The organism is Arthrobacter agilis (assembly GCF_006494655.1).
Lineage (GTDB): Bacteria > Actinomycetota > Actinomycetes > Actinomycetales > Micrococcaceae > Arthrobacter_D > Arthrobacter_D agilis.
Map to the genome: position 1 here is coordinate 234,300 of NZ_VHIM01000002.1, position 15,274 is coordinate 249,573.

Sequence of the window (15,274 nt, forward strand, 5' to 3'; positions counted from 1 at the left end):
AGTACCGTTGAAGGGTGTTGAAGACCGCGCTCAAGCCACGATGGATCCTCATGCTGATCCTCGCGATGGTGATCGCCGCGGTCTTCGTGCTCCTCAGCCAGTGGCAGTTCAGCTCCTCGCGGGACGAGCCGCCGCCCTCACCCACCACCACGGAGACCGTCCGCCCCCTCACGGAGGTCCTCGACCCACTGGCGCCGCTCTACGCCACGAACGCGGACCAGATGGTCTCGCTCGACGGCGTATTCGTTCCGGGGACCCGCGTCCTGGTGCAGGACCGCCTGCTCGGAGGTGACGACGGGCTGTGGGTGGTGCAGGGCTTCGCCGTCGACGCATCGTCGAACTCCTCAGCTCGAACGGCACCGTCAGGTACTCCTGGCTCTCCTGGTTCCTCCGGTCCTCCCGGTGCTCCCGGTGACGAGGCCGTCATCCCCGTGGTCCTGGGTTGGGTGCAGCATCCGGAGGATGTGGTCCCGGTCCCCGAGCAGGAAGGTGCGGCGTCGATCGTGGGACGCCTGCTTCCCCCCGAAGCGCCGGCCGTGCAGCGCCCCGTCGAGGGCGAGGTGCCCACGCTCTCCACCGCCGAGCTCTCGAACCTGTGGGACGCCCCGATCTACTCCGCCTTCGTCGTGGCCTCCGAGGTGGACGCCAGCGGGGCAGCAGTACCGTTCGACCGCGACATGACGCGCGTGGTGGTCGGCCCGCAACCGCAGGAGACCCCCGTCAACTGGCTCAACATCTTCTACGCCATCGAGTGGGTGGTCTTCGCGGGCTTCGCCTTCTTCCTCTGGTGGCGGCTCGTCGCCGACGATCACCGGCGCTCGCTCGAGGACGCCGCAGACGCCGCCGAGGCATCGCACAGCCGGGAGGGGTCGCAGGTGGGGGAGACCGGGGGGAGGCGCGAAGCCTCCGGTCTCGACCGAGCCACTGCCGGCCGTGCCGTCGACCGTCCCGTCGCCCTCCCCGGCGACCCGTCGTCCCCCAGTACTCCTAGTGAAAGCGGCATGCATCGTGACTGAACCCTCCCGCACCTCCCCGGCAGGACACTCCGGCACGCCGGCGCCCGGTGCGCCGAAGCGGCGCTTCGGGGGTACGCACGCGCAGATCCGTTCCGCCCTCGCGTTCTACAAGGTGCTGGCGTATGCGACCGGTGTGATGCTGCTGCTGGTGGTCGTCGAGATGATCGCCAAGTACGGCTACGGAACGGAGATCGTCGCCGGGGGTGGTGCGCCCCTCCAGTTCCTGCCGGAGGTGGTGGCCGAGACGGCCGGCGGATTCAACCTGTCCACCGCCGTGCTGATCGTGCACGGGTGGCTCTACGTGGTCTACCTGATCGCTGATTTCCGGCTGTGGCAGTTCATGCGCTGGCCCTTCGGCCGATTCATCCTCATCGCCCTGGGGGGCGTGGTACCACTGCTGTCCTTCGTGGTCGAGAAGCGTATCCACCGTCAGGCGGAGACGGACCTGGCGGCCCACCCGGAGGCTGCACCGCGCTACTGACCCCGGACGTCCGCCGAGGTGCGACCGCAAGGGTCCGCCGACTATTGTTGTCGGGTGACTACCCCCGAGAACGGCTCCGAACACCGCCCTGTCCTCGTCGTGGACTACGGTGCCCAGTACGCCCAGCTCATCGCGCGGCGTGTCCGCGAAGCCGACGTCTACTCCGAGATCGTGCCGCACACGCTGAGCACGCAGGAGATCCTCGCGAAGAACCCCTCGGCGATCATCCTCTCCGGCGGACCGTCCAGTGTCTACGCGGACGGGGCGCCGGTGGTCGAGCCGGCCCTGTTCGACGCCGGGGTGCCCGTGCTCGGCATCTGCTACGGCTTCCAGGCCATGGCGAACGCCCTCGGCGGCACCGTCGCGAAGACGGGGCTGCGGGAATACGGCTCCACCGACATCACCGCCGACGGCGAATCCCGCTCCATCCTCGCCGGGACACCTGAGCACCAGAATGCGTGGATGAGCCATGGCGACAGCGTCCAGGCTGCTCCCGAGGGCTTCGAGGTCCTCGCCAGCACGGCGGGTGCGCCGGTCGCGGCCTTCGCCCACGAGGAGCGCGGCCTCTACGGTGTGCAGTGGCACCCCGAGGTCAAGCACTCGCAGTACGGGCAGGCCGTCATCGAGAATTTCCTCTTCCGCGGTGCGCGCCTCGACCCGAACTGGACCACGCGCAGCATCCTCGAGGAGCAGGTGGAGCGCATCCGCGAGCAGATCGGGGACGCCCGCGTGATCTGCGGTCTGTCCGGCGGCGTCGACTCCGCAGTGGCGGCCGCGTTGGTCCAGCGGGCCGTCGGCGAGCAGTTGACCTGCGTCTTCGTGGATCACGGACTGCTGCGCGAGGGCGAGGCCGAGCAGGTGGAGCGCGACTTCGTCGCCGCGACGGGCGTGAAGCTCTATGTGGCCAACGAGCAGAAGCGCTTCCTCGACGCTCTCGCAGGTGTCTCCGACCCCGAGACCAAGCGCAAGATCATCGGCCGCGAGTTCATCCGGGCGTTCGAGGAGGCAGAACGCGCGATCATGCGCGAGGCGGCCGCCGAGGGCGAGCCGATCCGATTCCTCGTCCAGGGCACGCTGTACCCCGACGTCGTGGAATCCGGTGGTGGCGAAGGCGCGGCGAACATCAAGAGCCATCACAACGTGGGCGGGCTCCCCGAGGATCTCCAGTTCGAGCTCGTGGAGCCACTGCGCACGCTGTTCAAGGACGAGGTGCGGGCCGTCGGTGCTCAGCTCGGCCTGCCCGCCGAGATCGTGGGGCGGCAGCCGTTCCCCGGACCGGGTCTGGGCATCCGGATCGTCGGCGACATCACCCAGGAGCGCCTGGACCTGTTGCGGAAGGCCGATGCGATCGCCCGGGCCGAACTGACCGCTGCCGGGCTCGACAACGACGTCTGGCAGATGCCCGTGGTTCTCCTGGCGGACGTCCGGAGTGTCGGTGTGCAGGGCGACGGCAGGACCTACGGGCACCCGATCGTGCTGCGTCCCGTGTCGAGCGAGGACGCGATGACAGCGGACTGGTCGCGCCTGCCGTACGATCTGCTAGCGCGCATCTCGAACCGGATCACCAACGAGGTGGACGGCGTCAACCGTGTGGTGCTCGACGTGACGAGCAAGCCGCCGGGAACCATCGAATGGGAATAGGCGGACACCGGAGGCGGGGATGACCCCCACTCCCGTCCGCTCGGGCCGCGTTGCTATCCGCGGGGTCCGGACGCTTTTCGGATAGCTTGGAGAACATGCCCATCTGGTCGAGATCACCTCGTGACAATGCAGGGAAGAAGGCCGTCGTGCCGGAGCAGGACCAGCGGGACGTCGAAGGGACACCGCCCGACACCGCTCAGGACGGTCCGCACGGTGCGCAGCACGACGATCGTCAGGGCGCCGAATCCAGGCAGCCGGCCGAGGACGACGGCGGTGCTACGGGTGAGGGAAGCGGCCACGGCTCGAAGGATGATTCCGCTGCACGCCCGGCTCCCGCACGCCCTGCTCAGGATGCCGGGGCAGAACGCCCGGACGCACCCTCCACCGCGCAGGACTTCCTGGTGCCGTGGCTCGAGGGGCTCGGACCGCAGGCGACCGGGGACACGCTGCTCCACTTCCGGCCGTCAGCCGGGACGAGCATCGATCTGACGCATGCCCATCCCTCCGGGCTCGCCCAACTCCTGGCGGGCCGGCGCACGCGCCTGTCCACGCTCCTGCGCGATCCGGTCCAGTACAGTGCCGCGAAAGCGGCCGCCCGGGCGCTGCGCGCCAAGATCTTCGAACTCGGGACGGAACGCGGCATCGATGTCGGCTTCCTCGCCGCAGGCACCGCCTCCTGGCGGGCCGTGGACGCCTCAGGACGCTCGGAAACCCTGAATGCCCCGGTTCTCCTGACCGCGATCTCTCTCTCCGTCCACGCCTCGCAGGACGACTACGAGCTGCAGATCACCGAGCAGGCGAGGATGAACCCGGCGCTCGTCCGGCACCTGCGCAACCACCAGGGACTCCAGGTCGACCCGGTCGCCATCGCCCGGCTCGCCTACGGGACGGCACGGTTCGATCCCCACCCGGTGCTCGAGCGGATGCGGAGTCTGGCCGAAGGTGTCCGGGGGATGTCGGTGGAACACCGTGTCCTCGTGTCGACCTTCGCCGATCTCGCAGGAGTCAAGGGTGATCCCGCCCTGAGCCCCGAGCATCCCGTCCTCGCCGCCCTCATGGCGGCGGCTCGCGGAGACGGGGAAGGGACGTCGGCACTCGAGGGCGCCGCGGACCACCTGGACTTCCCGACCGCGGATGACCGGGACCCGGCGGGCGAAGTGCTGGTCCTCGACGCCGACCGGGCCCAGCAGGAGGTCCTCGATCTCGCGGCAGCCGGCGTCAGCCTCGCCGTGGCCACACCACCCGGAACGGGCCAGACGCAGACCGCCCTGAACGTGGCTGCCCGGGCGGCGGCGACGGGATCGCTCGTGGCGATCGCAGCCGAGCGCCGCGGCACCCTGAACGAATTCGTGCAGGACCTCGACGGCCTCGACCTCGGCTCGCTCGTGTTGCAGGCGGGCAGCCAGACCGGCTCCGCCCAGCTCCGCGAGGCCGTCATCCGCGCGCTCGTGCGTAACGAGAAGGCCGTGGAACCGCAGCTCGACACCCTGCACTCCACCCTGCGCGCTCATCGTCACCACCTGACGGAGCACGTACGGAGTCTTCACAACGTGCGCAGCCGGTGGGGGTGTTCGCCTTACCAGGCGATGCAGTCCCTGGCAGGACTCACCGCGCTCGATCCAGCCCCTTCCACGACGGTCAGACTGAAGCGCAGCGTGCTGGACTCCATCGCCGACCGCGCGGAACTCACCGGACGTCTGCAGCGCGCCGCCGAACTCGGCAGCTTCAGCAGAGCGGCGACGCAGAGTCCCTGGTACGGCGCGCAGCTGCTCAACCGCAAGGAGACCGAGCACGCCCACGGTCTCGCCGAGGCCCTCGCGACGGAGATCCCGGATCTCCGCCTGCGGGTCCAGCGCGTGGCCGAGCACTCGCACATCACCGTCGGTGCCACATTCTCGGAGTGGGGTGACCAGCTGGAGTTGCTGGTCGCCGTGCGGGAGAGCCTCGACAAGTTCACGCCGGACATCTTCGACCGGCCCGTCACGGATCTCATCTCCGCCACGGCGCCGACGTCCTGGCGCAAGGAGCGAGAGATCGAGATGAGCACGATGACGCGTTCGCGTCTGCGACGGGTCGCGAAGGAGTACATCCGGCCCGGGGTGCACATCTCTGACCTCCACTCCTCACTCCTCGAGGTGCAGCAGCAGCGCACCCTGTGGACGAGATACGCCCTCACGGAACGGCACCCGTCGGTGCCGACCGGGCTGGCGGAGATCCATGCGGCCTACCACGCGGTGGGAACCCGTCTCATGGAGCTGACGGGAATCCTGCATTCCACCCCCGGACGCCCCGATCTCGCCGGCGTCGGACTGGACGATCTCGAGTCCGTCCTCACCGGTCTCGCCGCAGACCGCGAGACCCTGGAAACCCTGCCAGAGCGCACACTCCTCCTCGACGAGATGCGGGAGCAGGGGCTGGCGGAGCTGCTGGACGACCTCGCCGCCCGCGAGGTTCCCGCTGACCGCGTCGGCTCGGAACTGGAGCTCGCCTGGTGGCAGTCCGCCCTCGAGGCCATGATCAGCGGCGACGACTACCTGGCCATGTCCGACGGCACGAGTCTGCGCACGCTCGAAGCCGAGTTCCGGCTGGCCGACAACGCGCACATCGCCTCCGGACCCGCCCGCATCCGGTGGGCGCTGGCCGAGCGCTGGCGCGCCGCTGTCACAGCGCACGCGGAGGATGCGGCGCGCCTGCGCCAGGAGCTGAAGGACGGGACCCTCACCCTGGAGGTCTTCTCCGGCCTGCACCGCGATCTCGTCGCGGCGCTCGTGCCCGTCTGGGCGGTCAGCCCGCTGACCATCAGGGGATCGGTACCCGAGCGCTTCCGATTCGACACCGCGGTGATCCTCGATGGCGAATCGATGTCCCTGCAGAGTGCGGTGCCGTGTATCGCGCGGGCCCGGCAGGTCGTCGTCTTCGGTGACGACCGGCTCGCGGGACCCACGCGCTTCAGCATCGAGGTGCAGTCCGCGGATCGCGCGTCCACCCTCGAGCCCCTGCCGAGTGCCTTCGACGCACTGCGGGAGGTCCTGCCGGTCCGCGGCCTGACGGAGATCTACCGCGGAGTGGACAGGAGTCTCGACACCTATCTGAGCGAGGCGTTCTACGACGGAAAGCTCTCGCGGCTCCCGTTGGCCTCGGAGGTCACCGGAGAAGGTCGCGGACTCGTCGTCGAGTACCTTCCGAACGGCACGGGGATGCCGAGCTCCGAGCACGAGGGCGTCGAAAGCGTCGCCGTGGAGGTGAATCGCGTCGTCGAACTCGTCTTCGAGCACATCCGCCGTCGTCCGAGCTCCTCCCTCGCCGTCGTCACGGTCAGCGCCCGGCATGCAGCCCGTGTGGGTGAGGCGATCCGTCTCCAGATGGCAGAGTTCCCGTGGGCCGCCGGATTCTTCACACCCGGACGCGAGGCTTTCCGTGTGGTTCCGGTGGAGCGCGCGGGCGGACTCGTCCGGGACGACATCATCTTCTCGCTGGGATTCGGGCGGACGCCCCACGGGCGGGCGCTGCATTCCTTCGGGCCGCTCTCCGGTCCGGACGGTCGCCGGAACTTCGTCATGGCCATGACCAGGGCGCGGCGCCTCCAGCACGTGCTCACGTGCTTCGAGCCGTCCGATCTCGATCGGGACAGGCTCACCGCGGGCGCCGTGGACTTCTTCGAACTCCTGCAGCGCGAACTCGGGAACGGTGCGGCGCGTCCCGACACCTTGTCCGGAGGCACCTCCGCCAACGAGGACCCGCTGGTTGCGGACCTCGTCGACAGGCTGCGGTACCGGGGAGCTGAAGTGTGGGACCACTACGCCGGCGTCCTCGACATCGTGGCCGTACGACCCGCCGACCGGGGCCCCGACGGAGCCCCCGCGGCAGCCGGGGATGCGCGGCCCGCCCCGCTCGCCATCGAGTCGGACGGCACCGGCCGCTACGGCTCGATGTCCGTCCGTGAGCGCAGCCGGCTGCGCCCCCAGATCCTCGAGCGGATGGGCTGGCGGTACATGCCGCTGTGGACGATCGAGGTGTTCACCGATCCCGACGGTTGCGCGGAGCGCGCCTCTGCGGTGGTCGGACTGCCGACGCGGGACGTCGCCGATCAACCCAGGACACGGAAGGACGCCGCCAGGATGCGCAAGGACGAGCAACACCCGGGCCGTGGAACGAACGTCGGACGCGGGCCCGAGGAGCTTGCCGACGCATCGGAGTCCGTCCCGAGGACCGCGGCTGAGGACAATCCCCGCTCGTGGGGCGAGACAGAGGAGAACCACGACGACTGGCTCAGGGAGCAGCGCCCTCCGCACTGGGGCTGATCGGGTGAGACTCACGGCCCGGTGAGGATCAGGTGGACATCGCCGGAGCTCGAGGAGCCGGCGAGCGCGGCGGCCTCCCCGGGCGCGGCGGCCACGACGACGAGGCCGCCCTCGGCGTCCGCTCCCGGCCAGGAGGGGGCCTCCGCGCCGGAATCGGTCCAGAGGACGGCGGCCGATCGGGCGAGCACGGTGGAATCCGCGGCGACGTCGTAGCCGTTGCCGGTGCGCAGGATGACGTCGACCCGTTGCCCGGGTGTCAGCAGCCGGACGGTGGCGGGGTCCGCCGGGCGAAGCGGGACCGCTACGGTCCCCGGTGGCGTGCCGGCGAGGAGCCCGTCCCCCACGAGATTCGTGGATGGGATCGGGGAGCCCCGCAACAGGGGAGTGGCCACCTGCCGGCCCACGACGTCGGTTGCCTGCCGGAGGGCGCCGGGAGGCACGGCCGCGTCGGGCATTTCCCACGGAACGAGATCGCCGTCGGTGAGCACGGTGCCCGTGGGAAGGTCACGAGCCGCGGTGATGATGGTCGTCGTCGCGACGTCGTCCCCCACGGCCGCTTCGACGGCCACGCCCGCCGCAGCGCTGAAGAGCAGGCACGCGATGAGCCGCCGGTGGCGGTGCACCAGCCTCCGGAGGCGGCGCCGCAGCGGAGGTACACCCTGATCGAGGATCGTCATGCATCGACGGTAGGGGAAGGGTTCCTCCGGATGTGCGGTACCGCTGCTATGTGGACAGTGATCCGGTTCGGCCCAGTGGCCGGAACCGGCCACCGTGGAGACTCGCGGGCCTACTCACTCGCTGCCCCGGAGCAGCCCTGATCATCGTCCTCGGGTGCGTCCGGGGTTGAGCGGGACTACGAGCCCGTCGCGGCGGATGATCCGGCGGAGGTGGACGACGCGCCGGAGGTCGGCGAACCGGGCGTGCTGGTGGGGTTCGCAGAGCCGGTCGAGGCTGCCGCGGTGGAGGCGGATGCAGCCGCGGGCGCCGTGCCGGAGGACGCGCCCGCATCGGTGCTGGTCTTGGTGTCCCTGGAGTCGTTGCGGTAGAAGCCCGAGCCCTTGAACACCACCCCTACGCTGTTGAACTTCTTGCGGAGGGTGCCGCTGCACCGGGGACACGTGGTGAGGGAGTCATCGGAGAAGGACTGCTGGATGTCGAAGGCGTGGCCGCAGTCCTTGCAGGCATAGGCGTACGTGGGCATGGAGTTCCTCCTGGACGGGCGTCGTGATCCCCCGGATGGCTCTCCTGCGACTGCTGCTGGCACTCTCCTGGGGCGAGTGCCAGTCTACACCGGCTCTGTGCCACCCTCGAAGCGATGGAGGCCGTCCGCGGTGAGGACACCGGTGAGCGGCTGATCGTGGGGCTCGGCCGGGACGGCGCCCGCAGGCAGCACCTCCGACCTGTACACCACGCCCAGGCGGGGGACGGCGTTCGAGGCGGCCAGGGGATGGTGGGCGAGGAAGCGGTCGTAGTACCCGCCGCCCTGGCCCACACGCTGGCCCGAGAGGTCCACGCCGAGCGCCGGGACGAGGATGAGGCGGACGTCGGCCAGCTGGTCGAAGGCGCGTCGGGGGCCCACGGGCTCTGCCACCGGTGCGCGGACGGACCGTTGCAGCGCCACGCCCGGAGACCAGGAGGTCCAGGACATCCGGTAGGCCGGTTCGCAGATGGGGAGGACGACGTCGAAGCCGCGTCGGTACAGCGCCTCGAGGATGAGAGTGGTGTCCGGCTCCGGATCGATGCCGAGGTACGCCGTGACGACCGGGCGGGCGCCGCCGGGCATCCTGCCCGGCGCCGCCCCGCCACCGAGGTGTTCCGTCACCGCGTGCGCCAGTGCCTCGGACTGCTTCCTGCGGTCGCCGGGGACCATCGCTGCTCGCGCAGCGCGCAGTTCCGCGCGGAGCGCCGCCTTGTCGGCACTCGCGCTGCCGTGCCGGTCGGTATCACGTAGTGCTGGACTCATTCCACCATTGTGCGCATCACCCCGGCGATCAGGGCCCCGTTATGTAGTGTGGTGCCATGACTTTGCGAACACGCGTGACGAAGGCCGTTATCCCCGCGGCCGGCCTGGGGACCCGTTTTCTTCCCGCTACCAAGGCGATGCCGAAGGAAATGCTTCCCGTCGTAGACAAGCCAGCCATCCAGTACGTGGTCCAGGAGGCCGTGGACGCCGGGTTGTCCGACGTCTTGATGATCACGGGCCGGAACAAGCGAGCGCTCGAGGATCACTTCGACCGCGTCCCGTTCATCGAGCAGACCCTCGAAGCCAAGGGTGATCTCGACAAGTTGGCGGCAGTGAGGCGTCCGTCCGAGCTCGGCGACATCCACTACCTCCGCCAGGGCGACCCGAAGGGTCTCGGTCACGCAGTCCTGCGGGCCAAGCTGCACGTCGGCGACGAGCCGTTCGCCGTCCTCCTCGGCGATGACCTGATCGACGAGCGGGATCCGCTGCTCGAGACGATGATCGAGGTCCAGGCGAAGACCGGCGGATCCGTGATCGCGCTCATCGAGGTCGATCCCCGGCAGATCAGCGCCTATGGCTGTGCGGACATCAGCGAGGTCGACGGCGAGGACCACGTGCGCGTCAACCAGCTCGTGGAGAAGCCGTCCGTCGAGGACGCGCCGTCGAACCTGGCCGTGATCGGGCGCTATGTCCTCCACCCCCGCGTCTTCGAGGTTCTCGAGACCACCGAGCCGGGCCGGGGCGGCGAGATCCAGCTCACCGACGCGCTGCAGACGCTCGCCTCCGCCGAGGGGGAGGGCTCCGGCGTCTACGGCGTCGTGTTCCGCGGCCGCCGGTACGACACCGGCGACAAGCTGAGCTACCTGAAAGCAGTGGTGACCCTGGCGTCCGAGCGCGAGGACCTCGGCCCCGACCTGCGTGCCTGGATCAAGGACTTCAGCAAGAACATCGCGGACTAGTCCGTCATGTGGTCGGCCCCCAGCTGGCCGGTGACCCTGAGCACGGGTTCACTGGTCCTGAGGCCCATCCGGCACAGGGACCGGGCGGCGTGGACCGCGCTGCGGCACCGCAACGCCCGGTGGCTGGCGCCATGGGAAGCGTCCAACCCGGACCCCGAGGGTTACCTGCCGACCTATCACCAGATGGTGCGATCGCTGACAGGACAGGCGCGGGCCGGTGCGGCCCTTCCGTTCCTGATCACGGAGCAGCATCCCGGGTCTCGGGACGCGCGCCTCGTGGGGCAGCTGACGGTCTCGGGAATCACCTGGGGATCGGCGATGACGGCGACCCTGGGCTACTGGGTGGACGCCGAGCGGGCCGGGCGTGGGATCGCCCCGACGGCGGTCGCGCTCGTCACCGATTACTGTCTCGGTGAGCTGGGGCTGCATCGCATGGAGATCAATATCCGGCCCGAGAACGTCGCCAGTCTTCGGGTGGTCGAGAAGCTCGGGTTCCGTGACGAGGGGCTCCGTCCGAGGTACCTGCACATCGCCGGCGAGTGGGCGGATCACCGCAGCTTCGCGCTGACCTCCGAGGACGTGCCCCGCGGCCTTCTGACCCCGTGGCTGGAAAGCCTCCACCAGCGGCACGACTGAGGTGGGTCGGCACGCAGCATCCAATGCCTCGTGCTGCATATCAAGGGCCGACACACCGGCCGCAATGCAGGGACGACGGGTACCTTGCTCCTACCGTTCTGAGTGTGGTCTTCTCCCTGGATAGTTCGTTGGTGCTCGTCGCGATCGTCGGTCTCTGGCTGGTGTGGGTGGCGCCCTTCCTCCTCCGAGGGACCATGCCGGATTTCGTCGGCATCACACGCCGGCCCAAGCGAGCCGGGACGCGACGTTCCGGGGGGAGCATGATGACCATGACCACGCAGCAGGACCAAGCCCCCACCGCGGGCACGACGTCGGGCGGAGCGCCTGCCGAGCGTCCCACGCCCGCCGCTGCCGAACGTCCCTCGCCCGCCTCGTCCGGTCGCACCGCTCCCGCCACGGACCGGTCTGAGCTGCCCGGCCGGCCGAGCCGCGTCCGGTCGACGCGATTCTCGCCGAGGTGGGGTCGTATCGGCGTGGCCCTGGTCGGCGCACTCGCTCTGATCGCCCTGCCGGTCACGCTCGTCCTCGCCGCGCTGGGGATCGTCCCGTTCCTCGTCCCCGCGGTCAGCGCCGTCGTCGCCGCGGCCTGCATCGCCGTCCTGAGGGCACTGGCCATCCGATCCCGCCGGGCACGAGTGGATCGCGCCTTCCTCGAGGCCATGGCTCCCGTGCAAGCGGCTACCACTCCCGAGCCCGTGGCTGCACAGCCTGTGCTGCCGGCGGCGCCCCGACGCCCCACCGCCCTCTTCGACGCGGAGGAGACGCCCGAGCGCCCGCTCACCGCGATGGAACTGCGCACGGCTGCACTCGCCGTGGCGAACGGCGCTTCTGCCCTCGATGTGCGCGTGCCGCAGGCTGCGACCGTTCCCGGGTCCGGTACCGCAGGCTGGGAGCCCGTCGAGGTGCCTCGTCCCACCTACGTGGACGCCGCGAAGGCCGAGCGCCAGGCGCCTGCACCCCTCGACCTGCCCGTCGCGCCCAGGCCGGTTTCGAAGACACCCATCAAGGCCTCCGAAGCTGCTGCCCGTGCTGCCGTCGTCCCGGGTGACGGTTCGTCCCTGACCGGTGACGCGCTGACCGGAAGCGCCGTGAGCGGTGGTTCGACGGGCGATGAGGCGTCGGCGAGGGCTATCAATCTGGACGACGTGTTGCAACGTCGTCGCGCGTGACCGGTCCGAGCACCCTGGGGACCTGACACCCCGATGACCGGTCTGTGCTCCTCATGAGGACGATCGAGGACGGCGTGGAGACTCCGTGAAGGCCAGGGAGACGCGCAGCCGCGGTGAGCGGGCGGTCCTCGCCTTCCTCCGATACGGTGATCCCGCGCGGATTCTGCGACGGGCGCTCGACGCGGACGGGTGGACGCTCGTGGCATGGCGACCCGCAACGCTGCACCACCGTCCCGGAGCCGGAGTCACCGGTATCTTCCCGGTCGAGGTGAGCCGCACGGAGCCGGCTCCCGCAATGTCCCCGCCCTCCATGCCCACACACGTCTGCATCACGTCCTGCGCCGTCCCCGGAGCTGCGCGCCCTTCCGGCCCGGAGAGCCGCGTGGTGGACTCTGCCGGGGGCGGCGGCGAACTGACCGCCTGGGTGCATCCCCGGGACCCGCTCCTGCCGGGTCTTCCGGCGTCCCTCGATCCCGACCGCGCCGCCGGCATCGGTTTCGGCCCGGGTGGCACGCCCGGCGATGCCGTCGTCGAGATCCGCAGCTATCGTCCGCTGCGGCGGGCCGTCGTCGTGGTCCGGGTCGGGAGTGAGCGACGCTACCTGAAGGTCCTGCGCCAGGGCGCGGCCGGACCGCTGGCCGCCCGGCACCGGCTCCTGCGGAACGCCGGCGTCCCGGTTCCCGAGCTCGTGGGAGCGCCGACGCTCGATGTGCTCGCCCTCCGCAGCGCGCCCGGTACACCGCTCGCCGAACTATTCATGGCCGACGGCGCCGCCGGTCTCGCACCCCACGAGCTGGTCCGCACGCTGCGCAGCCTGCCGGGCGATGTGCTCTCCCTCCCCGCCCGAGCGCCGTGGTCGGCGCGTATCCGGGACTACGGCGAAGGGGCGGCCGCAGCCCTGCCGGCACACGCGCGCCGCATCCGACGGCTTGCCGCCTCGATCGACGACGCGGTCCGGGCGAGCTCGGCCGGCCCCCTGGTGCCCTCCCACGGCGACTTCTACGAGGGCAACCTCCTGATCGACGACGGACGGGTCTCGGGCCTGCTCGATGTCGACGCCGTGGGGCCGGGGCACCTGGTCGACGACCTCGCGTGCTTCATCGGACATCTGGCGGTGCTGCCCGGGCTCCATGCCGGGTACTCCCACGTGCCCGAGGCGCTCACCCGCTTCCTCTCGGTTTTCGACACGTACGTGGACCTGCAGCTCTCCGCAGCAGGGCCGCCGCGGTCAGTCTCACCCTGGTTGCCGGGGCGGGGAACCGGGCGGGCAGCGACGGGTGCGAGCAGGAGGCGCTCTCCCGCCTCATGGTCGCGGAGCAATTCCTCGCGGAAGGCGGGCGGCCCGGCCCCTCACGCGGCGTGTGGCGGAGCCGGGACGTGTGAGCCTTCGGCGGATCTGCGGGGTCTGAGGGCGCGGCGGACTCGGGACACATGAGCGGGCGGCGAACCCGGGACACGCGAGCGCGGCGTGGGTCCCGTCCTCGCCTCCTGGTCGGTCAGGCGGTTACGCCGTCGCCGCCGTGGTCGCCGTTGCCTGCAGTGGCGACACGCGTTCGCATGCGCAGCTGGGGCGTCCCGTCCGCGTCGCCCAGATCCAGCCGGACGACGACGGCGGTGCCTGCGAGCGAGGTGAGATGGGTCCCGCCGCACGGGATCTCGGCGAGCTCTCCGGGCAGTGCGCATACCCACCTGCGCCGATCGGTCAGTCCCGGACCGTCCGTCCTGATCGAGATCGGCGCGCCGGTCGCCGTCCACGTCGCCAACGTCGTGTTCACCGTGGCCGCGAGGGCGTCCCGATCGAGCCCGTCGACCGTGAAACCCTTCCTGCGCAGGGATTTGCCCAGCCGGTAGAGGTCGACGGAGCCGAACTCGCCGATGACCGTGGTGTCGATGGCGAGCGCGTCGAAGTTCGGGGCGCCCAGCGCGTCGGGCGCCACCTCCTTCTTCCACCGATCCGCCAGCGCGCGGTTGAGGGCCAACGATGCAAGATGGCACCCCGTGTGCCCTGCGGACACCGCGGCGCGGTGGGCCGCATCGACTTGCACGACGACGTCGTCCCCCTCAGCCGGTAGCGCGGTTGCGTCCAGGTCATCGGGACCACCGGTCGCGTCCGCATCCAGACCGGCGTATGCCTGCCCGATCAGATGCACGACGACGAAGGCCCAGCCTTCCGTGCCCTTCCGGACCGGCGATTCGTCACCCAGATGGAGTGCCGTACCGTCGGTTGCACCGACCACGCAGTCGGAGACCGTCCACGAGCGGCCGCCGGCCCGGAGGGCTCCCCGATCCGCTCCCTGGTCCGGCCAGGCGGCATCCACGGGATGGAACGCGGTGGTGTCCAGCAGGACGGCGACCCGGCCGTCGTCGCGCCGCTCGACGTGGATCACCCGCGACGACGATTCCGTGTCGCCTGCGGGATAGGTGACGAGGGTGTCAGCGGTGGGAAGGGTCATGATGGTCTCCTCGTGAGGTGGGGGGTCTCGGGGGTCTCGGAAATAGTGAGGGCCGGCGGGTGAGCCGGTCACGGTGGCACCCCGGTGGGTCAGGACTCGGGTGGGTCAGTTATCGGGTGGGCGCTGGGCGAGCCGCTCGAGCAGTGGCTCGGTGCGGTACGGGATGTGCTCGTGCAGCGCGAGGACGGTCTCCGTGCGGATGACGCCCTTGATGCGCAGCACCGAGCGCAGCGCCGCCTGGAGATTGTGCGTATCGGTGGCGGCGATCCGGCACCACACATCTCCCCGGCCGGAGATCTCGTGGACCTCGAGCACCTGGGTCAGCGTGCGCAGTCCGGCGATCACGCCGTCGAGTTCGCGGTGCGCCACCTCGATCGTGATGAAGGCGACGACGTCGTAGCCGAGCGCCTCGAGGTCCAGGTCCCGGCCGTTGTGCCGCAGCGTCCCGGCGCGCAGCATGCGCCGGATCCTCGTCTGCGCAGTGTTGCGCGCCACACCGAGGCGCTCACTGAGGTCGCTCACCTGCACGCGGGGGTCCCGCACGAGCTCCAGCAGCAGGCGCAGGTCCAGTTTGTCCAGATTGCTCATCACGATCACTTTCCGTCAGTCCGCACGACGTCTGTTGCGCACGCTGCTCAAAAGCGGCACAAGAAGC

Annotated in this window: 13 protein-coding genes; 8 read left to right on the top strand and 5 right to left on the bottom strand. The window is 70.2% G+C overall.

Features of this window, described 5'->3' with window-relative positions; translation table 11 throughout:
- Positions 1-14 precede the first annotated feature (14 nt).
- The 4 genes from FJV46_RS03915 (at position 15) to FJV46_RS15680 (ending at position 7,439) form a co-directional block, all read left to right on the top strand.
- Positions 15-1,016 carry an SURF1 family protein gene (locus FJV46_RS03915; RefSeq protein ID WP_232008426.1) on the top strand — a complete coding sequence of 334 codons (1,002 nt, stop codon included), beginning with the start codon at positions 15-17 and terminating at the stop codon, positions 1,014-1,016.
- A complete protein-coding gene (locus FJV46_RS03920; protein WP_087029747.1) occupies positions 1,009-1,497 on the top strand; it encodes a DUF3817 domain-containing protein in 489 nt (162 codons plus the stop codon). The genes FJV46_RS03915 and FJV46_RS03920 overlap by 8 nt, the downstream gene beginning before the upstream one ends.
- A gap of 54 nt (positions 1,498-1,551) precedes the next feature.
- Positions 1,552-3,138 carry a glutamine-hydrolyzing GMP synthase gene (gene guaA / locus FJV46_RS03925; RefSeq protein WP_087029745.1) on the top strand — a complete coding sequence of 529 codons (1,587 nt, stop codon included), beginning with the start codon at positions 1,552-1,554 and terminating at the stop codon, positions 3,136-3,138.
- 146 nt (positions 3,139-3,284) lie between these two features.
- Positions 3,285-7,439, top strand: a complete 4,155-nt coding sequence (locus FJV46_RS15680) for a DUF4011 domain-containing protein (protein WP_269461562.1) — start codon at positions 3,285-3,287, stop codon at positions 7,437-7,439.
- A gap of 11 nt (positions 7,440-7,450) precedes the next feature.
- Here the strand turns inward: FJV46_RS15680 and FJV46_RS03935 are convergent, their stop codons facing one another.
- The 3 genes from FJV46_RS03935 to FJV46_RS03945 form a co-directional block, all read right to left on the bottom strand.
- Positions 7,451-8,116, bottom strand: a complete 666-nt coding sequence (locus FJV46_RS03935) for an RcpC/CpaB family pilus assembly protein (RefSeq protein ID WP_087029742.1) — start codon at positions 8,114-8,116, stop codon at positions 7,451-7,453.
- Between the two features lie 176 nt (positions 8,117-8,292).
- A complete protein-coding gene (locus FJV46_RS03940; RefSeq protein ID WP_087029739.1) occupies positions 8,293-8,640 on the bottom strand; it encodes an FmdB family zinc ribbon protein in 348 nt (115 codons plus the stop codon).
- A gap of 84 nt (positions 8,641-8,724) precedes the next feature.
- Positions 8,725-9,402, bottom strand: coding sequence for a 5-formyltetrahydrofolate cyclo-ligase (locus FJV46_RS03945; RefSeq protein WP_087029736.1), 678 nt, complete (start codon positions 9,400-9,402; stop codon positions 8,725-8,727).
- Between the two features lie 56 nt (positions 9,403-9,458).
- Between FJV46_RS03945 and galU the strand changes: the two genes are divergently transcribed.
- The 4 genes from galU to FJV46_RS03965 all read left to right on the top strand — a co-directional run bounded on the left by galU (position 9,459) and on the right by FJV46_RS03965 (position 13,601).
- Positions 9,459-10,361, top strand: a complete 903-nt coding sequence (gene galU, locus FJV46_RS03950; protein ID WP_087029732.1) for a UTP--glucose-1-phosphate uridylyltransferase GalU — start codon at positions 9,459-9,461, stop codon at positions 10,359-10,361.
- A 6-nt stretch (positions 10,362-10,367) separates the two neighbouring features.
- Positions 10,368-10,997: a GNAT family N-acetyltransferase gene (locus FJV46_RS03955; RefSeq protein ID WP_087029729.1), complete on the top strand. Its 630-nt coding sequence runs from the start codon at positions 10,368-10,370 to the stop codon at positions 10,995-10,997.
- A gap of 104 nt (positions 10,998-11,101) precedes the next feature.
- A complete protein-coding gene (locus FJV46_RS03960) occupies positions 11,102-12,166 on the top strand; it encodes a hypothetical protein (protein ID WP_140995571.1) in 1,065 nt (354 codons plus the stop codon).
- 85 nt (positions 12,167-12,251) lie between these two features.
- Positions 12,252-13,601, top strand: coding sequence for a phosphotransferase (locus tag FJV46_RS03965; RefSeq protein WP_087029723.1), 1,350 nt, complete (start codon positions 12,252-12,254; stop codon positions 13,599-13,601).
- A gap of 61 nt (positions 13,602-13,662) precedes the next feature.
- Here the strand turns inward: FJV46_RS03965 and FJV46_RS03970 are convergent, their stop codons facing one another.
- Entirely contained in the window at positions 13,663-14,619 is a 957-nt protein-coding gene (locus FJV46_RS03970) for an alanyl-tRNA editing protein (protein ID WP_087029720.1), read from the bottom strand.
- 105 nt (positions 14,620-14,724) lie between these two features.
- Complete coding sequence (locus FJV46_RS03975) at positions 14,725-15,207, bottom strand: Lrp/AsnC family transcriptional regulator (RefSeq protein ID WP_087030345.1); 483 nt, start codon at positions 15,205-15,207, stop codon at positions 14,725-14,727.
- Positions 15,208-15,274 lie beyond the last annotated feature (67 nt).

Excerpts from the sequence above, each read along its gene's own strand:
- galU (WP_087029732.1), top strand. The coding sequence starts at position 9,459 with ATGACTTTGCGAACACGCGTGACGAAGGCCGTTATCCCCGCGGCCGGC.
- FJV46_RS03970 (WP_087029720.1), bottom strand. The coding sequence starts at position 14,619 with ATGACCCTTCCCACCGCTGACACCCTCGTCACCTATCCCGCAGGCGAC.
- FJV46_RS03935 (WP_087029742.1), bottom strand. The coding sequence starts at position 8,116 with ATGACGATCCTCGATCAGGGTGTACCTCCGCTGCGGCGCCGCCTCCGG.
- FJV46_RS03975 (WP_087030345.1), bottom strand. The coding sequence starts at position 15,207 with ATGAGCAATCTGGACAAACTGGACCTGCGCCTGCTGCTGGAGCTCGTG.
- FJV46_RS03940 (WP_087029739.1), bottom strand. The coding sequence starts at position 8,640 with ATGCCCACGTACGCCTATGCCTGCAAGGACTGCGGCCACGCCTTCGAC.
- FJV46_RS03945 (WP_087029736.1), bottom strand. The coding sequence starts at position 9,402 with ATGAGTCCAGCACTACGTGATACCGACCGGCACGGCAGCGCGAGTGCC.
- FJV46_RS03955 (WP_087029729.1), top strand. The coding sequence starts at position 10,368 with ATGTGGTCGGCCCCCAGCTGGCCGGTGACCCTGAGCACGGGTTCACTG.